General features: G+C 64.4%; 18 protein-coding genes and 1 tRNA gene. 16 read left to right on the forward strand and 3 right to left on the reverse strand.

The window, feature by feature from the left end; all coding sequences use genetic code 11:
* Window positions 1-126: 126 nt before the first annotated feature.
* Window positions 127-2,280 carry a TonB-dependent siderophore receptor gene (locus tag CGS25_RS10410; protein WP_089033503.1) on the reverse strand — a complete coding sequence of 718 codons (2,154 nt, stop codon included), beginning with the start codon at window positions 2,278-2,280 and terminating at the stop codon, window positions 127-129.
* 263 nt (window positions 2,281-2,543) lie between these two features.
* Here CGS25_RS10410 and CGS25_RS10415 point away from each other — a divergent pair, with 263 nt between their 5' ends.
* The 16 genes from CGS25_RS10415 (at window position 2,544) to CGS25_RS10490 (ending at window position 20,517) form a co-directional block, all read left to right on the forward strand.
* Entirely contained in the window at window positions 2,544-2,855 is a 312-nt protein-coding gene (locus CGS25_RS10415) for a CopG family ribbon-helix-helix protein (protein WP_232802354.1), read from the forward strand.
* Entirely contained in the window at window positions 2,824-3,108 is a 285-nt protein-coding gene (locus tag CGS25_RS10420) for a type II toxin-antitoxin system RelE/ParE family toxin (RefSeq protein WP_101675413.1), read from the forward strand. The genes CGS25_RS10415 and CGS25_RS10420 overlap by 32 nt, the downstream gene beginning before the upstream one ends.
* A 142-nt stretch (window positions 3,109-3,250) precedes the next feature.
* A complete protein-coding gene (locus tag CGS25_RS10425; RefSeq protein WP_089033500.1) occupies window positions 3,251-4,750 on the forward strand; it encodes an NAD(P)H-hydrate dehydratase in 1,500 nt (499 codons plus the stop codon).
* Window positions 4,731-5,171 (forward strand): tRNA (adenosine(37)-N6)-threonylcarbamoyltransferase complex ATPase subunit type 1 TsaE, encoded by a 441-nt coding sequence (gene tsaE / locus CGS25_RS10430; RefSeq protein ID WP_089033499.1) that lies wholly within the window; start codon window positions 4,731-4,733, stop codon window positions 5,169-5,171. The genes CGS25_RS10425 and tsaE overlap by 20 nt, the downstream gene beginning before the upstream one ends.
* Entirely contained in the window at window positions 5,140-6,522 is a 1,383-nt protein-coding gene (locus tag CGS25_RS10435; protein WP_332872156.1) for an N-acetylmuramoyl-L-alanine amidase, read from the forward strand. The genes tsaE and CGS25_RS10435 overlap by 32 nt, the downstream gene beginning before the upstream one ends.
* Window positions 6,523-6,566: 44 nt before the next feature.
* The gene (gene mutL, locus CGS25_RS10440; protein WP_101675414.1) at window positions 6,567-8,435 is read left to right on the forward strand and encodes a DNA mismatch repair endonuclease MutL; all 1,869 of its coding nucleotides are present in this window, start codon (window positions 6,567-6,569) and stop codon (window positions 8,433-8,435) included.
* A gap of 87 nt (window positions 8,436-8,522) precedes the next feature.
* The gene (gene miaA / locus CGS25_RS10445) at window positions 8,523-9,473 is read left to right on the forward strand and encodes a tRNA (adenosine(37)-N6)-dimethylallyltransferase MiaA (protein ID WP_232802356.1); all 951 of its coding nucleotides are present in this window, start codon (window positions 8,523-8,525) and stop codon (window positions 9,471-9,473) included.
* A gap of 336 nt (window positions 9,474-9,809) precedes the next feature.
* Entirely contained in the window at window positions 9,810-10,106 is a 297-nt protein-coding gene (gene hfq, locus CGS25_RS10450) for an RNA chaperone Hfq (RefSeq protein ID WP_089033496.1), read from the forward strand.
* Window positions 10,107-10,298: 192 nt separating this feature from the next.
* Window positions 10,299-11,666, forward strand: a complete 1,368-nt coding sequence (gene hflX / locus CGS25_RS10455) for a ribosome rescue GTPase HflX (RefSeq protein WP_089033495.1) — start codon at window positions 10,299-10,301, stop codon at window positions 11,664-11,666.
* A gap of 11 nt (window positions 11,667-11,677) precedes the next feature.
* Window positions 11,678-12,877: an FtsH protease activity modulator HflK gene (gene hflK, locus CGS25_RS10460; protein ID WP_089033494.1), complete on the forward strand. Its 1,200-nt coding sequence runs from the start codon at window positions 11,678-11,680 to the stop codon at window positions 12,875-12,877.
* The gene (hflC, locus tag CGS25_RS10465; RefSeq protein WP_101675416.1) at window positions 12,877-13,935 is read left to right on the forward strand and encodes a protease modulator HflC; all 1,059 of its coding nucleotides are present in this window, start codon (window positions 12,877-12,879) and stop codon (window positions 13,933-13,935) included. Before hflK ends, hflC begins: the two co-directional genes overlap by 1 nt.
* Before the next feature lie 143 nt (window positions 13,936-14,078).
* Window positions 14,079-14,210: a hypothetical protein gene (locus CGS25_RS19295; protein WP_269800689.1), complete on the forward strand. Its 132-nt coding sequence runs from the start codon at window positions 14,079-14,081 to the stop codon at window positions 14,208-14,210.
* Window positions 14,211-14,290: 80 nt separating this feature from the next.
* On the forward strand, window positions 14,291-15,472 hold the full coding sequence (locus CGS25_RS10475) for an ATP phosphoribosyltransferase regulatory subunit (protein ID WP_101675417.1): 1,182 nt from the start codon (window positions 14,291-14,293) through the stop codon (window positions 15,470-15,472).
* Window positions 15,473-15,493: 21 nt separating this feature from the next.
* Window positions 15,494-16,786, forward strand: coding sequence for an adenylosuccinate synthase (locus CGS25_RS10480; RefSeq protein ID WP_089033490.1), 1,293 nt, complete (start codon window positions 15,494-15,496; stop codon window positions 16,784-16,786).
* A 169-nt stretch (window positions 16,787-16,955) separates the two neighbouring features.
* Window positions 16,956-18,770 (forward strand): PhoX family protein, encoded by a 1,815-nt coding sequence (locus CGS25_RS10485; protein ID WP_101675418.1) that lies wholly within the window; start codon window positions 16,956-16,958, stop codon window positions 18,768-18,770.
* Between the two features lie 73 nt (window positions 18,771-18,843).
* Complete coding sequence (locus CGS25_RS10490; protein WP_101675419.1) at window positions 18,844-20,517, forward strand: hypothetical protein; 1,674 nt, start codon at window positions 18,844-18,846, stop codon at window positions 20,515-20,517.
* A gap of 316 nt (window positions 20,518-20,833) precedes the next feature.
* Here CGS25_RS10490 and CGS25_RS10495 read toward each other — a convergent pair whose 3' ends face one another.
* Both CGS25_RS10495 and CGS25_RS10500 read right to left on the reverse strand, forming a co-directional pair.
* Window positions 20,834-21,058, reverse strand: coding sequence for a hypothetical protein (locus tag CGS25_RS10495; protein ID WP_089033485.1), 225 nt, complete (start codon window positions 21,056-21,058; stop codon window positions 20,834-20,836).
* 158 nt (window positions 21,059-21,216) lie between these two features.
* Window positions 21,217-21,303, reverse strand: a tRNA-Leu gene (locus tag CGS25_RS10500).
* Window positions 21,304-21,615 lie beyond the last annotated feature (312 nt).

The following is a 21,615-nucleotide window of genomic DNA, read 5'->3' on the forward strand; positions in this document are numbered from 1 at the left end:
GTCTGAGTCGGTCACAACGGAGAGGCGGGCGGTGGCGCCCGGCGGCGAGGCGGCAGTGTAGCATTTCGCGCGGCGGCTGCCGCGAGGGACAACCGGCCCGGGCCGAAGCCAGGGCCGGCGCAGCGGTTACAGCTTCCAGTTCACCGCCAGGTTCACGTTGCGTGGCTCGCCGTAGTAGGACTGATCATAAAGCAGGCTGGTCAGATGTTTTCTGTCGGTGAGGTTGTTGATGTTGAGCGTGGTGCTCCAGTGTTTGCTGATGTCGTAGTGCAGCATCAGATCCACCAGGGTGTAGTCGTCCTGTGAGAAGGTCATGCCCGGGGCGCTGGTGTAGGACACCTTGCTTTGCCAGCGCAGCCGGGTGCCGAGCCGCACGCCCTGCCATTGCGGGACGTCGTAGGCCAGCAGCAGGTGGGCACGGTGCTTGGGCACGTAACGGCGCTCGCGCACGCCCTGGTCATTTTCCACGCGCACCTGGGAGAGGCCGGCGGAAATATCCAGTTGCTCGGTGAGTTCGCCGGCCACGTCCAGTTCGTAGCCGCGGCTGGTGACGTCGGTGGGCGCGTAGGCGGTGTCGGCGCTGCCGGGGATGGTGCCGTCGGCGAGGGCGAGGTCCTTCTGCCGGGTATCGAACACCGACAGGGAGGCGTTGAGCCGCTGCTCGAACCAGACACCTTTGAGGCCCAGTTCGTTGCTGACTCCTTCCGCCGAGGGCAGCCGCTGGCGTTGCGCGTCCACTTCCGCCTGGGGCTGGAAGATGCGGCCGGTGCTGGCGTACACCGAATAATGGCGGCTGAGATCGTAAACCAGGCCGGCGAACAGGGCGGTATCGATTTCATGGGTGGCGGTTTCCGAACCGTAGCTCAGGCCGCCGCTTTGGTAGTCCAGATAGCGTGCGCCGAGGGTCACGCTGAGCGGGTCGGTGAGGCTCAGGCGGGTGGACAGGTAGGCGGTTTTCGCCTTGTCGTAGATGTCCGCCCCGGGGGTACGCTCGAATTGCGGTTTCGGGAAATCGCCGTTGAGCAACTGGTCGGGGTCGCCCAGTTCGCTGCCCGCATCGACGGCGTCGTAGCTGAGCTGGCGGTCTTTCTCGTACCAGCTGTTGACGCCCATCAGCAACTGGTGTTCACGGCCGAACAGACGAAAGGGCCCGCGGGCGCGCACATCGCCCTGCCAGGAGGTGGTGCGGTCCGGGTAGCTGCCTGCGTAGTAGTAAAGGTCACTGCCGGGAGTGGTCGGGTCCGGCGCGCCGGCGAAATACAGCAGGGCGTTGTCGTCCTCGTTTTCGGTGTAGGACAGCGACGCGACCGCCTGCCAGCCGCTGTCGAAGAAATGGGTGAGTTCCGCGAAGCTGTTGTTCAGGGTGACATCGTAATAGGTCCAGCCCGCCGAGGTGCTGGCGTGGCGAGGATAACGAAGCTGATTGCCGTTGGCGTCGAGCATCGGCAAGGCGCCCCACATTGGGGCGTTGGCGTGCTGCTCCTGATAACTGTGCCCCAGGGTCAGGGTGTCGCGGTCGCTGAGGTCGATGTCCACCACGCCGTAGACCACGGTGCGGTCCTGGCTGTAGCGGTCCAGATAGGAGTTGCCATCCTGATAGGCGGTAACGAAGCGGCCGCGCACGGTCTTGTTCTTATTAAGCGCCCCCGACACATCCGCTTGCAGACGGTATTTGTCCCAGCTGCCGTAGCCGGCGCCGAGGCTGGCCTGAAACTCCGAGGTGGGCTTCTTGCGCACGAAGTTGATGGTCGCCGAGGGCGTGCCGGTGCCGCCCATCACCCCGTTGGCGCCGCGCAGCACTTCCACGTGGTCGTAAATGGCGGTGTCGTAATTCATGTAGGAGCCGGCGGCGGAAGCGTCCAGCAGCGGCTGGTTAACGCCGTCGATCTGGAAGCTTTTGATGTCGAAACCCCGCGAGGTGTAATAGATGCGGTCGGTTTCCGCGGCCTCCACGGTAACGCCGGTGGCGGTGCTCAGCGCTTGCCGGGTGTCGGTGGCATTGAAATCATCAAGCTGCTGGCGGGTGATCACCGACACCGAGCGCGGCGTTTCCCGGGGCGTGCCTTGCAGGCCGCTGGCGCTGTCGATGACGCCGATGATGTAGGTGTCGCTGTCTTCGGTGGTGTTGCTGGTGGGTTTGGCGGACACCTCCACGCTGTCCAGCGTGTAAGGCTGTTCGGCGGCGGCCAGTGCCGGGCAAAGCAAGGCGCCGGCGAGGGCGCCAGACAGCAGAGAGTGACCGCGCGCCGGGGCGCGTCGGGGTAAAAACAATGCGTTCATGCCAGGGTCTCCAGGCGGCAAGCAAAAAAACCGGACGGAGGCTGGCGGCGGCTGGCTTGGTCGGACTTTAAGAATAAGAATCAATATTGTTTACAGAAGTGGGTGTGTTGTCCAGAGGCGCGAGCGCGCCCGTTACTCCTGGCTTGGACGCATTCAAAAGCGATGTGTTACAATGCACATCCTAGGTAACACTATTGGTTTTTATTTATAAATCAGTAACTTAGGTAGACATTTAAAAAGATATAAATCATCGAGGACTGCCCATGAGCACCATGACTTTCCGGGTCGAAGAAGACCTGAAGCATGAGTTTTCAAGGCTGGCTAGAGCTGATGATCGCAACGGAGCTCAGCTCCTGCGCGATTTCATGCGGACCTATATACGCCAGAAAAAACAAGCAGAGGATTACGACGCTTGGCTAACCACGAAAGTGGAGCAGTCGAGAGCATCGGCGGACGCTGGAAACCTGGTGCCTGTTGCGGATGTGGAGGCCCGCTTCGCGGCTCGCCGTGCTGCGACCCGGGCAAATCTGACAAGGGGACAGGATGGAGATTTTTTGGACAAAAGAAGCGATTGAAGACCGGTGGAATCTTTACGATTACATTGAGGAAAGGAACCCGCTTGCGGCGATGGCCCTCGATGATCTTTTTTCGGAGCAATCCGCTCGTTTGGTTGAGTATCCCCTGAGCGGGCGGGTCGGCCGAGTTCCTGGTACTCAGGAAACCGTGGTACACGAAAATTACATGATGGTTTACGACATTGTCGGAAATCAGATCCGCATTCTGAACGTTGTTCACACAGCAAGGCAGTGGCCGCCGCCATCGTCGTAAGTTGATGCAACCATCGATGTCGTAGGCAGTCTGTTGCGTGTCAGCAGATCAATCGATGAAAAATGAAATGGATACTTTGGTGTGAAACCGCTTAGCCGTGTTAACGGTTCTCATCGCCACCGTCGTTAAAGGATGTCCGCCGATGCCGACCCGAGTTTTGCCCGATCGACTGTACAGCGCCGAGCAGACCCGCGAACTGGATCGCCTCGCCGGTGAGGCGGGATTGAGTGGTGAGCAACTGATGGAGCGGGCCGGCCAGGCGGCGTTCGATCTGATGCTGCAGCGCTGGCCGGGGGTGCGCAATCCGGCGGTGCTGTGCGGCGGCGGCAATAATGGCGGCGACGGCTATGTGCTGGCGCGGCTGGCCTGGCAGGCCGGGCTGGAACCGGTGATCTGGCAACGCAAAGAGCCGTCGCAAATGAAAGGCGACGCCGCCCACATGGCGCGACGGGCCCGTGATGCCGGCGTACCGATGCGCACACTGACCCCGCGACAACTTCCCGAACAGGCGCCGCTGCTGGTGGACGCTTTGCTCGGCACCGGTCTTAACGGTGCGTTGCGCGATACTGAACGGGCCCTGATCGAGGCACTGAATGGCTTGGGCAAACCGGTGCTGGCGGTGGATGTGCCGTCCGGGTTGTGCGCCGACAGTGGCGCCAGCAGCGGGGCGCTGCTGCGCGCCGACTGCACGCTGACCTTTATCGGTGTGAATCGCGGCCTGCTCACCGGCGACGGCCCGGCGTGCACCGGCGAACTGTGGTTCGACGATCTGGGCGTGCCGGCGCGGCTGCACCGGCACATCGATGCGCCAGTGTGGCGGCCGACGCCGGCGGACCGTCGCCATTGGCTGCCGGCGCGGCGCCGCGACGCCCACAAGGGCCATTTCGGCCATGTGCTGGTGGTGGGGGGCGATCACGGTTTTGCCGGTGCTCCCTTGATGAGCGCCCAGGCCGCTGGGCATTGTGGTGCTGGCCTGGTCAGCCTGGCCACCCGGGCGGAGCACCTGCCGGCGATGTTGGCGCGGCAGCCGGAATTAATGGCGCGCGCCGTCGACAGCGCCGACGCGCTCAAGCCGTTGCTGGAAAAGGCCACGGTGGTGGCGGTGGGGCCGGGGCTGGGCGCTGGCGATTGGGGGCGCGCTCTGCTGGAATGCGTGCTGGAAAGCGGCCTGCCGCTGGTGATCGACGCGGACGGCCTGAACCTGCTGGCGAGCTGGAAGGTGGACGCCCGTGACGACTGGATTCTCACCCCGCACCCCGGCGAGGCGGCACGTTTGCTCGGTGAGCACGGCGCGCTCGCCAAACAGGATCGCTTCGCCGCCGTGGAAGCGCTGGCCGCCCGCTACGGTGGCACCGTGCTGCTTAAGGGGCAGGGCACCCTGGTGCGCGGCGAGGCCGGCACGGCCCTGATCAGCGACGGCAACCCGGGCATGGCCAGCGGTGGCATGGGCGACGTGCTCACCGGTGTGATCGCCGCGTTGTATGCTCAGGGGCTGGCGCCGTTCCAGGCCGCCGCGCTGGGCGCCATGGTGCACGCCCGCGCCGCCGACCGGGCCGCCCACGAAGAGGGCGAGCGCGGCCTGTTGGCCACCGATTTACTGTCGCCTTTGCGCCGGGAGTTGAATGGAAAAGAAACGGACTGAGCGCCGCTGGCTGGCCGACGAAGCGGCCACCCTGGCGCTGGGCGCGGAGCTGGCCGAGGCGCTGCGCGCCGGCCAGTGTGTGTATCTGCTGGGCGAACTGGGTGCCGGCAAGACCACCCTGGTGCGCGGTTTGCTGCGACACCTGGGGCATCAGGGCGCGGTCAAGAGCCCCACCTACACGCTGGTGGAACCCTACGAGGCCGGCGGCGTCCATATCTATCATTTCGATCTATACCGGCTGGGCGATCCGCGGGAATTGGAGTTCATTGGCGTGCGCGATTATTTTGACGGCCACGCCCTGTGCGTGCTGGAGTGGCCGCAGCGCGGGCAGGGCATGATCCCCGCCGCCGACCTCACTGTGACCCTGGCCGTGGAGGGACAGGGAAGACATGCGAATCTGGAATGGGCCGATGGCCGTTGAAATGTCGTTGAAGCGTTATCCGGCCTCCCGCCAGTGGCTCTGGTTGGGCCTGCTGATGGCGGTGTGCGCGCTGCTGGGCGGTGCCGCGCGCGCCGCCGTGGTGGTCGATTCGGTGCGCCTGCATCGCTCTCCGGATTCCACCCGCATCGTGTTCGACCTGCCGGCGCCGGTGGAGCATAAGCTCGATAAGCTCGCCAACCCGGACCGGGTGGTGGTGGATCTGCTCGACGCCGAATTGAATTTCGACGTCACCGGCCTGGATTACAAGGACAGCCCGATCGAAAACATTCGTGTCGGCAAGCACCAGGGCCTGACCCGGGTGGTGTTCGATCTCAAAGAGGCGGTGCGGCCGCGCACCAACCTGCTCAAACCGGTGGACCCGCACGGTTGGCGACTGGTGTTGGACCTGTTCGACAAGGACCCTAAATCCACCAAGCAGGTCAGCCAGCCTCCCGCCGCCAGCGGCAAACCCCGAGACATGATCGTTGCCATCGACGCCGGTCACGGCGGCGAAGATCCGGGCGCCCATGGCCCGCGCGGCACCCGCGAAAAAGACGTGGTGCTGCAGATCGCCAAGCGCTTGAAAGCGCTGATGGAAAAGACTCCGGGTGTTCAGCCAGTGATGGTGCGCGACGGCGATTACTACGTGCCGCTGGCGGAACGCCGGCGCATTGCCCGGCAGGAAAACCACGCCGACGTGTTTATTTCCATCCACGCCGACGCCTTCACTGACGCCAGCGCCCACGGTGCCAGCGTGTTCGCCTTGTCCAATCGCGGCGCCACCAGCGCCCGCGCCCGCTATCTGGCGAAAATCGCCAACGAATCGGACAAGGTCGCAGGGGTCTACGAGGAAGAAAAAGACGACTCCAACCTGCTCAGTGTGCTGGCGGACATGCGCATGAGCGGTTCGATGGCGCACAGCCTGTACCTGGGCCGGCAGATTCTCGATGAGCTGGATGGCGTGGCGCGCCTGCACGGCGGCCGCAAGACCGTGGAGCAGGCCGCCTTCGCGGTGCTCAAGGAGCCCGAGATGGTGTCGGTGCTGGTGGAGACCGGGTTTATCTCCAACCGCCAGGAAGAGCAGAATTTGCGCTCCGCCAGCCACCAGGAGAAAATCGCCCGCTCCATTCTCAATGGCACGCAGCGCTACTTCCAGACCCACCCGGCGCCGGGCAGCTGGTTCGCCGCCCAGCGCAGCGGCAACGGCGATCAGTACCGTATCCAGCCCGGTGACACGCTGTCCGGCATCGCCCGGCAGTATCAGGTCAGCGAGCAATCCCTGCGCAGCGCCAATAACATCAACGGCGATCAGATCATGGTCGGGCAGACGCTGACGATTCCGCGTTCCTGAGGCCATGCCGGCACCCCAACCCGCCTAACGGAGGTTTTGCGATTTTGGCCAAGATTCAGCTCCTCGATTCCCGGCTCGCCAACCAGATCGCCGCCGGCGAGGTGGTGGAACGCCCCGCGTCGGTGCTTAAGGAGCTGCTGGAAAACGCCCTCGACGCCGGCGCCCGGCAGATCAGCGTGGACGTGGAGCAGGGCGGCAGCAAACTGATCCGGGTGCGCGACGACGGCGGCGGCATCGACCACGACGATCTGCCGCTGGCCATGTCGCGCCACGCCACCAGCAAGATTCGTGGCCTCGATGACCTGGAAGCGATCGGCACCCTGGGCTTTCGCGGTGAAGCGCTGGCGGCGATCAGCTCGGTGTCGCGGTTGACGCTGGCCAGCAACACCGGTGAGCAGGCGGAAGGCTGGGAAGTGACCGTGGAGGGCCGCGACATGGCGCCCTCGGTGGCGCCGGCGGCGCACCCGCGCGGCACCACGGTGACGATGCGCGATCTGTTTTTCAACACGCCGGCGCGGCGCCGCTTCCTGCGCACCGAGAAAACCGAATTCAATCACCTGGAAGAGGTGTTCCGGCGCATCGCGCTCAGCGAATTCCAGACCGGCTTCCGGCTCAGCCACAACCAGAAAGTGATTCACCAGATGCCCCCCGGCGATGACCCGGCGCTGCGCGCCGCCCGGGTTGGCCGGCTGTGCGGACGCACCTTCATCGAGCAATCGCTGAGCGTGGACGTGGAGCTGGGGGGGCTGCGTCTGCACGGCTGGATGGGCCTGCCGACCTTTTCGCGCTCGCAGGCGGACCTGCAGTATTTCTACGTTAACGGCCGGGTGATCCGCGACAAGGTGGTCAGCCACGCGGTGCGTCAGGCCTATGCGGACGTGCTCTACCATGGCCGGCATCCGGCCTATGTGCTGTTCTTCGAGGTCGATCCGGCGCTGGTGGACGTCAACGTGCACCCCACCAAGCACGAAGTGCGCTTCCGTGAGCAGCGCATGGTGCACGATTTCCTGTTCCGTTCTTTGCACCGGGCGATCGCTGATGTGCGCCCCAGCAGTGAGCCGCGCGCCGTGGCCAGCCTGGCGGACAGCGCCGGGATGGCGCCCAGCCAGGGCAGCATGCCGTTGACCAGCGCGCCGCCGGCCGCCGGCGACGCGCCTGCCGGGTTCGGTGGGGTCGGCGGCGGTTATGGCGGTGGCTACGGCGCCGGCTATCAGAGCACCCCGGGCGGTGGCCCGCGCCGGCTTGCCGATGGCGCCGGCCAGGCCGGCGCCTATGGCGCGCTGGTGGCCGGCGGCGCTGGCGACGCCGCCGCACCGCAACCCGGGCAGACCCCGCCCCTGGGCTACGCGGTGGCGCAGCTGCACGGCATTTTTATCGTCGCCGAGAACGAACAGGGCATGGTGCTGGTGGACATGCACGCCGCCCATGAGCGCATTACCTACGAGCGCCTGAAACGCGATTGGGCGGAACAGAAAGTCCGCAGCCAGCCGTTGCTGGTGCCGGTGTCGATGGCGGTGTCGTCCCGCGAGGCGGATTTCGCCGAGCAGCAACCCGAGGTGTTCGGGCGGCTTGGTTTCGCGGTCGAGCGCGCCGGGCCGGAGACCCTGGTGGTGCGCGAAGTGCCGGCGCTGTTGCGCAACGCGGACAGCGAAACCCTGGTGCGCGATGTGCTCTCCGATCTGCTCGCCCAGGGCAGCAGCGAGCGCATCGAGCGCCACCTGGACGCGCTGCTTTCCTCCATGGCCTGCCACGGCAGCGTGCGCGCAAACCGCCGCCTCACCGTCCCGGAAATGAACGCCCTGCTGCGCGACATGGAAGCCACCGAACGCTCCGGCCAATGCAACCACGGCCGCCCCACCTGGACGCAGATGAGCGTCAAGGAACTGGACCGCCTGTTTATGCGGGGGCAATGAATGTCTGAAGTCGGACGTCGGACGTCGGACGTCAACCCCGTCGCTCCTGACGTCCGACGTCCGACGTCCGACCCGGTTATTTTGCTTATGGGCCCAACGGCGGCGGGCAAGACCGAGTTGGCGATCCGCGCCGCCGAGACCTTGCCGATTTCGTTGATCAATGTGGATTCGGCGCTGGTGTACCGGGGCTTGAGCATTGGCGCGGCGCGGCCTTCCGACGCGGAGCTGGCCCGGGCGCCGCATCGTCTGCTCGGTTTCCGCGACCCCGCCGAGCCCTATTCCGCCGCTGACTTCCGCCACGACGCCCTGCGCGAAATCCAGGCCATTCACGCGGATGGCCGGCTGCCGCTGCTGGTGGGCGGCACCATGCTGTATTTCAAGGCTTTGGTGGAAGGGCTGGCACCGTTGCCGGAGGCCGACCCGGTGGTGCGCGGGGAAATCGCCGCGCTGGCTGCCGCCGAGGGCTGGCCAGCGGTGCACCGCGAATTGGCGAAGGTAGACCCGGCCAGTGCCGCGCGTCTCAAGCCCACCGACAAGCAACGTCTGCAACGGGCGCTGGAAGTGCATCGCCTCACCGGGCGGGCGCTGTCTGAATTCCATGATCAGCACGACACTGGCGCGCGCGCGGCCGAAAACGGCTTTTATCGTTTTCCCGGCTTGCCCCATCCAGTGCTCAGCCTGGTGGTGTCACCGCCCCGCGCGGAACTGCACCGGCGCATCGAAGCGCGCTTTCACGCCATGCTTGAACAGGGGCTGGTGGAAGAGGTGCGGGCGCTGCGCGCGCGCGCCGATCTGCACGCCGATCTGCCAGCCATGAAAGCGGTGGGGTACCGGCAGGTCTGGCGCTATCTGGAGGGCGAATGGGATTACGCCAGCATGGTGGAAAGGGGTATCATCGCCACGCGTCAACTGGCCAAACGGCAAATCACCTGGTTGCGCAAATGGCCCGGCCCCGAGACCTTCGACAGCACCTTGCCGGAGCAGCGCGAAGCCTGTCTCAAGCGGCTTGCAGGGGTTTGTAAAACCGTGTTTAGTTAGTCTGTCTGGCTACTTGTTTTACGCTGGGGGCGACCCATATAACAGCCGAAGCCAGGTATTGGGGCTCACGAAGGCTCGGGGCAGAAACTTTTTCTCGGGAGCATTGCCAGAAGATTTCGCTGACCCGGACTCGGTCGCCAAGGAGGGCTTGGAACCTCTGGATCCATTCATAACGGTTAGCCGACGGTCTCCACGTTGTGGGAAGCGTGCCGCTGGCGGGTGTGTCGACGGATTGGCCACACCGATGGGTATCAATGGATCCAGGTTTCCAAAGCGCTGATGAACATTGCCCGAACGGTTGGGCGCTCACTTTTTATACAGTTAAGGAGAATTGCCATGTCAAAGGGGCACTCGCTACAAGACCCTTTTCTCAATGCGCTGAGAAAGGAACGTATACCAGTTTCCATTTTTCTTGTGAACGGCATCAAATTGCAAGGTCAAATTGAGTCCTTCGACCAGTACGTGGTGCTGTTGAAAAACGCGGTCAGCCAGATGGTATACAAACACGCCATCTCCACCGTGGTGCCTTCTCGCAATCCGCGGGCATCCGGTACCGCGGGCGGCAACCCGGCGATGCACGGCACCAACGGTGCACCCACGGGCGGACCCGGTGACGACTTCGGCAATCAGTAAACGTCCGTTCCGTCATCTTCCTCCCCCAAAGCCACGCCTGATCGGGCGTGGCTTTGTCTTGTCCCGGGCCGGCGCCGTCGGCGGGGCGATCCCGTCGCTTTGCTCCGTGGCCGGCGCGGTTGAACAGGGCCGCCGCACATCCACTGAATTTGCACTACAGGCTGCTTCCAGGCGCCTGTTAGACTGAGGTTTATGGATCTATTTGATCGTACCGAACAGGCACGTACCGGTGTTGGCGAGCGCGCCGTGCTGGTGCACATCGACCTGCCCGATGCCGTGGGCCGCGAAGACCTGGATGAATTCCATCATCTGGTGACCTCCGCCGGGGTGATCCCCGAGGCGCAGTTGTTGGGCAAGCGCGACCGGCCCGACCCGGCGCTGTTCATCGGTTCCGGCAAGAGCGAGGAGCTGGCGGCGCTGGTGCGCGAAAGCGAAGCGGACGTGGTGCTGTTCAATCATTCTCTCAGTCCCGCCCAGGAGCGCAATCTGGAGCGTGCGGTGAAATGCCGCGTGCTCGATCGCACCGGTTTGATTCTGGACATTTTCGCGCAGCGGGCGGCCACCCACGAAGGGCGTCTGCAGGTGGAGCTGGCGCAATTGCGCCACCTGTCCACCCGGCTGGTGCGCGGCTGGACTCACCTGGAGCGCCAGAAAGGCGGCATCGGCCTGCGCGGTCCGGGCGAAACCCAGTTGGAAACCGACCGCCGCTTGCTGCGTGATCGCATCCGTGCCATTGAGGCGCGCCTGGAAAAGGTGCGCAAGCAGCGCGCCCAGGGCCGCCGCGCCCGGGACCGCTCGGAGACGCCGCTGATTTCGCTGGTGGGTTACACCAACGCCGGCAAATCAACCCTGTTCAATGCGCTCACCACCGGCGACGTGTACGTGGCGGATCAATTGTTCGCCACCCTCGACCCGACCCTGCGCAAGGTGCGCGTGCCCGGTGTCGGCCCGGCCATTCTCGCCGATACGGTGGGTTTTATCCGCCATTTGCCGCACCGTTTGGTGCAGGCGTTTCGCGCCACCTTGGAAGAGACGGTGAATGCGTCCTTGCTGCTTCACGTTACCGACAGTAGTGTGGACGAGCGTTCCGATAATGTGGCGGCGGTGGAAGAGGTGCTCACCGAGATCGGCGCCGAACAGGTGCCGGTTTTGCATGTCTACAATAAAGTGGACCGGCTGGGCATGGTCCCGCACATTGAACGCAATGAAGAGGGGCTGCCCTGGCGGGTATGGATTTCCGCGCAAACCGGCGAAGGTTTTGAATTGTTGTTCGAAGCCATTGCCGAACGGCTCGCGGATCGCTGGGTGGATCGCTGGCTGCGGCTGCCGCCAGAGGCGGGCCGCCTGCGTTCGCGCTTGCATGAGGCCGGCGAAGTGCTGGCCGAGGAAGCCGCCACCGATGGCGGCATGTTGTTACGTGTGCACCTTAACCGGGTCCATTTCGAGCGCCTGTTGCGCGAAGCCGGCCTGCGTGAAGATCAGGTCCGGGTACCTGACCCTTCGGTTGCAGATACGGATACCCCTTCCTACAATCCTGAACGCTCGCACAGGGCGGGATAACGGAGAACTCAATGGCCTGGAATGAACCCGGCGGAAATAAGCCCAGGGACCCCTGGGGCGGGGGCGGTGGTGGCGGCGATCAGCGGCCGCCCGATCTCGATGAAGCGCTGAAGAATCTTAAAGACCGGATCAACAATCTTTTTGGCGGCAAAAGCGGTAACGGCAACGGTGGCGGTGGCGGCAAAAGCACCGGCGGCGGCTTGCCGGTGGGCGTGCTGATCGCCGCGCTGGTGGTGGTCGCGGTCGGTTATGCGCTGATGGGGTTCTATCAGGTCGATCAGAGCGAGCGCGCGGTGGTGCTGCGTTTCGGCAAGTTTGATCGCATGGTGGACCCGGGCCTGAACTGGCGCGCACCGATCATCGAAGAAAGCATGAAGGTGGATGTCAGCCAGAACCGCACCTATGAACTCAGCGAAGAGATGCTCACCCGCGACACCAACATCGTCGCCGTGACCCTCGGCGTGCAGTACCGGGTGGTCGATCCGAAGGCGTTCCTGCTGCGGGTGGCGGCGCCGGAGACCATTCTTGAGCACGCCACCAGCTCGGCGCTGCGCCATGTGGTGGGCTCCTCGACCATGGACGGTGTGCTCAAGGACCGCCGCGAAGAGATTCGCATGGAGGTGCGCAAGCGCCTGCAGGAATATCTGGACCGCTACAACACCGGCCTGGAAATCAACCAGGTGGTGCTGGATCGCACCGCCGCGCCGGACCCGGTCAGCGACGCCTTCGACGACGTAGCCAAGGCCCGTGAAGACGAAGACCGCTTCAAGAAAGAGGCCGAGGCGTACTACAACTCGGTGATTCCCGAGGCGCGTGGTAAGGCCGCACGGGTGACCGAAGAGGCGGAAGCCTACAAAACCCGGGTGGTCGCCGAGGCCCAGGGTGACGCCAGCCGCTTCCTGGATCTGGTGGCCGAGTACCAGAAGGCGCCCAAGGTCACCCGTGACCGGCTCTATCTGGATACCCTCACGGCGGTGCTCAGTGATTCCAGTAAAATCCTGGTGGACGTGAAAGACGGCGACAACGTCATGTACCTGCCGCTGGACCAGCTGATGAAAAACCGTTCCACGTCCGGCACCCAGGACAGCTCCGGAGACAGCGGCAGCGCCAAGCGCCGCACCACCTCCGACGCTGGCGCCGATGATGGTGGTGGCAGTCGTCGCAGCGCCCCGCGCAGCCTCTACAACAGCAACAGCACGGAGATTCGCTGATGGGCACACGTAGCTGGTTGATGCTGGTGGCAATAGGCGTGCTGTTGCTGCTGGCACTGGATTCTTTTTACATCGTCAACGAAACCGACAAAGCGGTACTCAAGCGCTTCAGCCGGGTCGAGAAAACCGACATCGAGCCGGGCATCTACTTCAAGGTGCCGATGATCGATGACGTGGTGCGCGTGGACGGGCGTCTGCTCACCCATAACGTGCCCTCGCAGTCGTTCCTGACCAGCGAGAAGAAGCGCCTCTCCGTGGACGCTTTCGTCACCTGGCGAATCGCCGACGTGCAGCGCTTTATCGTCAGTGTCGGAGCCGGTGCCACCAACGGCGCTGCCATGGAGCGCCGCGCCCGGGAGATGCTCGACCCGCGCATCAACGAAGCGCTGCGTAACCAGTTCGCCTCGCGCACGGTTCAGGAAGTGGTAGCTGGCCGCGGCGGGGAACTGCCCGACGAAGCGCTCGACCCGACCGCAGTGCAAAAAGCCGGTGGCGACGCCGCCATCGACCCGATTGCCCGTGAAGAGGACGAGCAGTTTCAGCGCGAGGTGGCCAAGAAGGGCGCCACCCAGGCTCTGCTGGACGACAAGAACGACCAGCGCGAGAAGCTGATGAACTCGGTGGCCAACGAGGTCAACGCCGCCACCCTGGAAGATCTGGGCATCGAAGTGGTGGACGTGCGGGTCAAGCAGGTGGATTGGCCAGAGGAGGTGCGTGGCCGGGTGTTTGACCGGATGCGCGCGGAGCGCGCCCGCGACGCCGCCGAGCACCGTGCCCGGGGCCGTGAGGAAGCGGAGCGGATTCGCGCCGCCGCCGACCGCGAAGAGATCGAGACCGTGGCCCAGGCCTACGAGAAAGCGCAGAAAGTGCGCGGTGAGGGTGATGCCCGAGCCGCCAGCATCTTTGCCCGCGCCTACTCACGGGACCAGGAGTTCTTCCGCTTCTACCGCAGCCTGCAGGCTTACCGGGAGACGTTCGACTCCGACAACGACTTGATGGTGTTGTCGCCAGACAGCGAGTTCTTCCGCTATCTGAAAGACGCCAACGGCAACCGTTAAACGCGTTGGCATGACCCACAAAGCCCGCTCCGGCGGGCTTTGTGGTGTCGGTGGGTGGGGGCCGGCGTGGCGTCCGCGATGGTATCTGCTCCCCGGTGGACGTGGTAGAATGCATCAACCGGGTCGAGATACCCGGTTTTTTTGTGGCTATCGGGTGGCCTTTGGTGGCCTCCGGGCGGGTCGGCCACGGCCCCTCGCTGACCGGCCGCACACTGCGAATCATCGGTCTGGTACTCAGGATGCTGGGTGCCGGCCTGTTGCTGGCGGGCCGTTGAACAACGGCCTGTGACGGTGGCTTGGAAGGGCCGGCGAAGGCTTTTTCGGCACACTGCTACTGATGCGCTAACGGTTATCCATGATGAATCAGGAAGAACAGTGGTTGTTGCCCGACGGTGTCGAGGAGGTGCTCCCCGAACGCGCCCGGGCCATCGAACAACTGCGCCGTCGTGCTCTGGACCTGTATGCGTCCTGGGGTTACGAACTGGTATTCCCGCCGCTGATCGAATTCCTGGAATCCCTGCTCAACGGCGCCGGCCGTGATCTCGAGCGAGAGACCTTCAAAATCACCGATCAGCTCAGCGGCCGCCTGATGGGTGTGCGCGCGGACATCACTCCGCAGGTGGCGCGCATCGACGCCCACAGCCTGCACCGCAAAGGCCCGGCCCGGCTCTGTTATTGTTCCACCGCGCTGCGCGCGCGGCCGGCCCAGGCCGGCGGCTCCCGGCTGCCCTATCAGCTGGGTGTCGAGTTGTTCGGCCCGGCCGGTGGCGACAGCGATCTGGAAGTGATTCTGCTGATGCTGGAAACCCTGGCGTTGCCGGGCATCGATCAGCCGCTGGTGCTGGACCTCGGCCACGTCGGCATTTTTCGCGCGCTGGTGGACGCCTGTGGCCTGGATCAGGGCGACCAGGCACGCCTGGAAGACATCTACCTGCGCAAGGCGCGCGCGGAGCTGGATGCCTTTCTGGGTGAGCACGAGCTGCCCGCCGGCGCCGCGCGCGCCCTGGCGGCGCTGCCGTTTCTGGACGGTGACGCCGGCGTGTTCGCCGACGCCCACGCGCTGCTCCAGGACTGCCCGCCGGCGCTCACCGCGCTGGCCGAGCTGGAATGGCTGGTGGCGGCCCTGCAGGGCAGCGGCGCCCGCGTGCACCTGGACCTGGGCGAACTGCGTGGCTATCACTACCACACCGGCTGCGTGTTCGCCGCCTACCGCGCCGGCGACAGCGAACCGCTGGCCAAGGGCGGCCGCTATGACCACATCGGTGAAGTGTTTGGTCGTGCCCGCCCGGCCACCGGCTTCAGCGCCGATCTGAAAAAACTCGCCTCGCTTGCCCCGGTATCCCTGGGCGGCGGCATCCTCGCCCGCGGCGACCTGAGCGACCCGGCGTTCGCCGCTGAAGTGGCGCGCCTGCGCGCCGGCGGTGAACGCGTGGTACTGGCGCTCAGTGGCGCCGACAACGATCCGGTGGAGCTCGGCTGCGACCGACAACTGCTGGCCGCCGACGGCGGCTGGGCTCTGCAATCCATTTCCTCCTGATAGACGAAGCAGCGTACAGCCATGGGTAAGAACGTCGTTATTCTCGGCACCCAATGGGGTGATGAAGGCAAGGGCAAGATCGTCGATCTGCTCACCGATCAGGTGTCCTGCGTGGCCCGTTTCCAGGGCGGCCATAACGCCGGCCACACGCTGGTCATTGATGGCAAGAAAACGGTCCTGCACCTGATTCCTTCGGGCATTCTGCGTGAAAACGTTCAATGCCTGATCGGCAACGGCGTGGTGCTCTCGCCGGAAGCGCTGATCAGTGAAATGCGTGGTCTCGAGGACAAGGGCGTGCCGGTGCGCGAGCGCCTGCGCATCTCCGCCGCCTGCCCGTTGATCCTGCCGGTGCACGCGGCGCTGGATCAGGCCCGGGAAGTGGCCCGGGGCGCCCAGAAGATCGGCACCACCGGGCGCGGCATCGGCCCCGCCTATGAAGACAAGGTGGCCCGCCGTGGCGTGCGCCTGGGCGACCTGTTCCACCGCGAACGCTTCGCCGCCAAACTCGGCGAAGTGATGGATTATCACAACTTCATCCTGCGCAGCTTCTACAACGCCGAACCGGTGGACTTCCAGAAGACCCTGGACGAAATGCTGGAAATGGCCGAAGAAATGCGGCCCATGGTGTGCGACGTCACCGCCCGCCTGCACCAGGCGCGCGAAGCCGGCGAGAACATCATGTTCGAGGGCGCCCAGGGCACCCTGCTGGACATCGACCACGGCACCTATCCCTACGTGACCAGCTCCAACACCACCGCCGGCGGCGCCGCCACCGGCACCGGTTTCGGACCGCTGTATCTGGATTACGTGCTGGGCATCACCAAGGCCTACACCACCCGCGTCGGCGGCGGCCCGTTCCCCACCGAGCTGTTCGACGAAACCGGCCGTTACCTGGCCGAGAAGGGCCACGAGTTCGGCGCCACCACCGGCCGCGCCCGCCGTTGCGGCTGGTTCGACGCGGTGGCCCTGCGCCGCGCCATCCAGATCAACTCGATCAGCGGCCTGTGCCTGACCAAGCTGGACGTGCTCGACGGCCTGGAAGAAGTGCGCATCTGCGTGGGCTACGAAAACGCCGCCGGCGAAAAACTGGAATGCGCCTGGGACGCGGACAGCTACTCGGAAGTGACCCCGGTGTACGAATCGGTGCCCGGCTGGAAGGAATCCACGCTCGGCGCCAAACGCCTGGAAGACCTGCCCGCCAATGCGCTGGCCTACCTCAAGCGCATCGAGGAAGTCACCGGCGCGCCCATCGACATCATCTCCACCGGCCCGGACCGGGTCGAGACCATCATCAAGCGCAGCCCGTTCGCCTGAACCGATCGACCGCCACCGCTGCCGCGCGGCGCCCGCGCGCGGCAGCGGTGGTCAGGGCGATCCTCCCCGCTTCGCCTGTCACATAACCTTTCTTATTTCTGTGACTCTACTGTCACAGTTGTCCGCTTCACTACTCCCGCAGATAACAAATCTTTCTGGGAGACTTTCAATGATTCCGTTTGCCAAAACCCCCCTGGCGGTGAAGATCGGCACCGTCATGGTGGGCATTGCTTTGCTGAGCGCCTGCGGCAGTGATTCAGACCACGACAACGACGGCGGCGCCAGCGCGCGCACGCTTTCTTTCCAAGGGGTGGAGGCGCCGGCCTCGGATTCGGAGAAGCGTCAGGTGCTGGCGGCACCCGTCGCCACCGTTAACGGCCAGGATTACGACATCGGCTACCACACCCTGCTGCGCTCCGGCGACTCCATCGGTCCGGACGTGGTGTTCGGCCAACTGGTGGATCAACTCGGTCAGCCCCTGTATTTCGATGAGCCCTATCCCGCGGTGACCGACTCCAACGAACACACGTCTCTGTTGCCGATCGGTGATCGCCTGTTCTCGGTTTCGCAGATGGAGACCAAGCCGGGCGCGATGTTCCTGATCGAGCTGGATCAGAATCCGGAGAACGGTCTGCTGACGCCGAAGCAATTGTGGCAAGTTGATCAGTCGGGCGTGAACGGCGGCTGGACCCACTGCGCGGCGTCGGTGACCCCCTGGAACACGCACCTGGCCAGCGAAGAGTACGAGCCGGACGCGGCCTCCCCCGGCAGTGCCAACAGCATGGCCGCCTACTTCGGCGGCGACACCTCGGTGATCAACCCCTACTGGTGGGGCTGGAACATCGAAGTGAAGGTCAACGCGGAAGGCGACGCGGAGCCCACCACCGACCTCACTAAGCACTACGCCATGGGCCGGTTGGCCTTCGAGCTCTCTTACGTGATGCCCGATGAAAAAACCGTCTACATGAGCGACGACGGCACCAACGTGGGCTTCTACATGTTCGTCGCCGACACCGCCGGCGACCTGAGCGCCGGCACCCTGTACGCGGCCAAGTGGAACCAGACCTCCGGTGAAGGTCTGGGCAGCGCCGATCTGGAATGGATCAGCCTGGGTCATGCCAGCGACGACGACATCGAGCCCTATCTGGAAGGCGCCGGCGCGCTGACCTTCGAGGACATCTTCACCACCGGCACCGCCACCGGCGACGCCTGCGACGACGGTTTCACCGCGGTCATGGCCAACGGCAGCGACGTGGAGTGCCTGAAGATCAACGACGGCATGGAGCTGGCCGCCTCGCGCATGGAAGCCCGCCGTTACGCCGCCATGCACGGCGCCACCACCGAGTTCCGCAAGGAAGAGGGCATCACCTTCGACCCCAAGGGCAACCACCTCTACGTGGCGATGAGCGATGTAAGCAGTGGCATGCTTAACAACGGCGGCAGCGATCTGGCCAGTGCCAATCACATCCGTCTCGAAGAGGCCAACAGCTGCGGCGGTGTCTACCAACTGGAAATGGGCAGTGACGGGGAGATCGGTTCCGATTTTGTCGCCACCACCATGCGCGGTCTGATCGCCGGTGTGCCCACCGATCAGTATGGCGAAGACAGCCCCTACGCCAGCTACACCTGCGACAAGGACGGCCTCGCCAGCCCGGACAACATCACCTTCATCACCGGCTACAACACCCTGATGATCGGTGAGGACACCGGTTCCGGCCACCAGAACGACGTGGTCTGGGCGCTGGATCTGGCCCAGGTCTCCGCCGAGGATCAGACCGCCGGCCTGACCCGGGTGCAGACCACCCCCTACGGTTCCGAATCCACCTCGCTGTACTGGTACCCGAACATCAACGGCTTCGGCTACCTGATGAGCGTGATTCAACATCCGTACGGTGAGTCGGATGAGGGCAAAATACCGGACGGCTCCCTGGATCACCGCGCCTACACCGGCTACGTCGGGCCGTTCCCGGCAATGGATCAGTAAGCGTTATTGCGACACCACGGCCGGGGCCTTCGCCCCGGCTTTTTCATGTCGGGCGAACCATGTTGAGTAACCAATGAAGAACTTTCTTTTAGCCGGCAGCCTGGCCGTTTTGGTATGGCCCCTGAGCGGGTGCGACGACAGCGCCGCCGCGGAACAACAAAACCTGGGGCGGCTGTATCTCTCCAACCCGGCGGCGATCACCCCGCCTCAGTGCTATACCAAAACGGAGAACCCCGGTGGCGAGGCCAGCAACCCCTGCTACGCCTGCCACACGGAAAGCCAGAAACCGAATTACACCAACGATCTCGACCTGCAACTTGCCTACGACTTCGCCGCCCCGGCGCGCATCAACCGATGGGAGAACCAGTTCAAGGATCGCAGTGCCTATCTGGCCGCCATGGACGACCAGGCGATTCTCGACTACGTGCGTGAAAACAACTACCAAGACTCGACCGGCACCGTGCCATTGGCCACCACCCTCACCGAGCGCCTGCCGGATCACTGGGACGGCAACCGCAACGGCCGCTGGGACGGCTACGTGCCGGACGTGGGCTTTCACTTCGACCGCCAGGGCTTCGACCACGATGCCAGCGGGTCATTGACCGGTTGGCGCGCGCTCGCCTACACACCTTTCCCGGGCACCTTCTTCCCCACCAACGGCGCCACCGACGACGTGCTGATTCGCCTGCCGGAACGCTACCGCATTAACGAAGCCGGGGGACCCGACCTGACCGTGTACCGGGTCAACCTGGCCATCGTCGAGGCGTTGATCAAACGCCAGGACGTGGCCATCGACCCGGTGGACGAAGCGTCGCTGAACGTGGATCTGGACAAAAATGGCAGGCTGGAAACCGCCACCGTTATCACCTATGACTGGGCACCCCTGGAAAAACGCTTCATGCATTACGTGGGCCAAGCCCGGCTGGCTCAGGAGAGCGGCGAGGCGCGGTTGTCCGCCGGCCTTTACCCGCTCGGCACCGAGTTTCTGCACACGGTGCGCTATCTGGACATCGACGACCAGGGCCAGGTGGCCATGGCGCCGCGCATGAAAGAGCTGCGCTACGCGCGCAAAACCAGTTGGACCAGCTACTACCAGCATAATGAGCTGGTGTTCGAGGAGCTGAAAGACGCCCATGACTTCCCCGACCGGCTGGAGCCGGTGATTGGTGACATCGAAGTGGGTGTCAGCAACCGGCGTGGCTGGCGCTACAGCGGCTTTATCGAAGACAAAAAAGGGGATTTGAGGCCGCAATCGTTCGAGGAGCTGGCCACCTGCGCCGGCTGCCACGGCGCCATCGGCGCCACCACCGACGGCACCTTCGCCATGGCCCGCAAGCTGAACGCCGCCGACAGCTTCCAGCGTGGCTGGTACCACTGGGACCAGAAGAGCCTGGCGGGCACGCCGGAACCCAAGCGTGAAGACGGCAGCGGCGAATACGCGTTTTATCTCAAGCAGGTGGGCAACGCCGACGAGTACCGCGCCAACAGCGAAGTGCGCGCCCGCTTCTTCGATGCCGAAGGTAACCTGAAACCGGACCAACTCGCCGCCCTGCAACAGGACATCGCTGCGCTGATCCTGCCTTCCGAACGGCGAGCCCTGGATCTGAACAAGGCCTACCGGGCGATTGTCGAGGAGCAGAGTTACATCAAGGGCCGCGACGCGGTGCTGGCGCCCCGCGAGAACATTTATCAGGAGGTGCCCGAGGGGCAGCGGACCGGGGTCAAAGCGCCGGTGCCTTACCGGTAAAAGAGGCTTTCCGTCATTATTGGAAACGGTTGGGCGGCGTTCCGTTTTAACTGCGGTGCCGTATTGCTTTCAGCCTGGATGTTTAACAATTCACGGCTTCCCAAAAATTCGCGCTTTACCCTCCAGGCGGGTCGCGAGTCACCGGGCCGGGCCGCCCAGGACACGCCACGAGTGCGTCCCTGTAGGCTCGCGTTTGGCCTTCCCTGGCCAAACACGGTCCTGGGCGGCCCGGCCCGGCGCCTCGCCGGTGCGATCGGGGTCGGTGGTCTGGCCGAAGCCTGGCGGCTGCCCTATCGATAGAGAAGAGGGGGGCGATTTACTTGCGGCGGGTAAAGAAAATCAGCGCGATGGTGATGCCCAGGGCGGCGGCGGGAAACAGCAGCAGCATGCGTTCGCGGTGGGCGATCTGCTCGCGTTGGGCGTCCGCCTTTTGCACTTCCGGGTTGACGGCCTGATCGGCCAGGGTCGGGGTGGCGCACAGCAGCGAGCCGGTCAGAACCAGGCCGGCGAGCAGGGCACGGAGGGGTTTCGTCAGGTTCATGGGCTTTCTCGCGAAATGAACGATGTGGGCCGGGAGTCCTTCCGAGAAAAAATCGCCGGGAGCGATTTTTGACGTCGCAACGCGACGGTCCGGGAGGATGGCCGCCAGGGAGGGCGGCCACAAACAGAAAAGGCTCCCATTGGGAGCCTATCCTTAATTGGTGCCGAGGAGAGGACTTGAACCTCCACGGGGTTGCCCCCACTAGCACCTGAAGCTAGCGTGTCTACCAATTTCACCACCTCGGCTTGCTGAAGAAGGGCCACGGAAAATGGGCCGTTCATCGCGAAAGCGCGTGCATTCTAGTATATGATGCCCCGATGTCAAACGGTTTATTTGGAAAAGGCCGCCGGAGGCACTCTTGATTCGAGGTCGGTTTTCGCCGGCGCCGGGGTGCCAGAGCCTGTTTTTTGTCGGGCCGCGCGCGTTCCTTGCCTGGCCGGGGACGATGTCCCGCCGGGCCGCCCACGGCACCTCCAGCTCCCTATGACGTTGCCCGCACTCCGCCGGCTTGATGATTTCGTCGGCGTCGCGGGTACGGTAAGGTGGCGCCCGCCGGG

It is taken from the genome of Alloalcanivorax mobilis (assembly GCF_002864685.1).
Taxonomy (GTDB): Bacteria; Pseudomonadota; Gammaproteobacteria; order Pseudomonadales; family Alcanivoracaceae; genus Alloalcanivorax; species Alloalcanivorax mobilis.

Bases quoted from the DNA above. Each gene is read 5' to 3' on its own strand.
- CGS25_RS10410 (WP_089033503.1), bottom strand. From the start codon at position 2,280: ATGAACGCATTGTTTTTACCCCGACGCGCCCCGGCGCGCGGTCACTCT.
- CGS25_RS10485 (WP_101675418.1), top strand. From the start codon at position 16,956: ATGATTCCGTTTGCCAAAACCCCCCTGGCGGTGAAGATCGGCACCGTC.
- hflX (WP_089033495.1), top strand. From the start codon at position 10,299: ATGGATCTATTTGATCGTACCGAACAGGCACGTACCGGTGTTGGCGAG.
- CGS25_RS10420 (WP_101675413.1), top strand. From the start codon at position 2,824: ATGGAGATTTTTTGGACAAAAGAAGCGATTGAAGACCGGTGGAATCTT.
- hflC (WP_101675416.1), top strand. From the start codon at position 12,877: ATGGGCACACGTAGCTGGTTGATGCTGGTGGCAATAGGCGTGCTGTTG.
- miaA (WP_232802356.1), top strand. From the start codon at position 8,523: ATGGGCCCAACGGCGGCGGGCAAGACCGAGTTGGCGATCCGCGCCGCC.
- CGS25_RS10435 (WP_332872156.1), top strand. From the start codon at position 5,140: ATGCGAATCTGGAATGGGCCGATGGCCGTTGAAATGTCGTTGAAGCGT.
- CGS25_RS10490 (WP_101675419.1), top strand. From the start codon at position 18,844: ATGAAGAACTTTCTTTTAGCCGGCAGCCTGGCCGTTTTGGTATGGCCC.
- hflK (WP_089033494.1), top strand. From the start codon at position 11,678: ATGGCCTGGAATGAACCCGGCGGAAATAAGCCCAGGGACCCCTGGGGC.
- CGS25_RS10425 (WP_089033500.1), top strand. From the start codon at position 3,251: ATGCCGACCCGAGTTTTGCCCGATCGACTGTACAGCGCCGAGCAGACC.
- CGS25_RS10415 (WP_232802354.1), top strand. From the start codon at position 2,544: ATGAGCACCATGACTTTCCGGGTCGAAGAAGACCTGAAGCATGAGTTT.
- CGS25_RS10475 (WP_101675417.1), top strand. From the start codon at position 14,291: ATGATGAATCAGGAAGAACAGTGGTTGTTGCCCGACGGTGTCGAGGAG.
- tsaE (WP_089033499.1), top strand. From the start codon at position 4,731: ATGGAAAAGAAACGGACTGAGCGCCGCTGGCTGGCCGACGAAGCGGCC.
- CGS25_RS10495 (WP_089033485.1), bottom strand. From the start codon at position 21,058: ATGAACCTGACGAAACCCCTCCGTGCCCTGCTCGCCGGCCTGGTTCTG.
- CGS25_RS10480 (WP_089033490.1), top strand. From the start codon at position 15,494: ATGGGTAAGAACGTCGTTATTCTCGGCACCCAATGGGGTGATGAAGGC.
- hfq (WP_089033496.1), top strand. From the start codon at position 9,810: ATGTCAAAGGGGCACTCGCTACAAGACCCTTTTCTCAATGCGCTGAGA.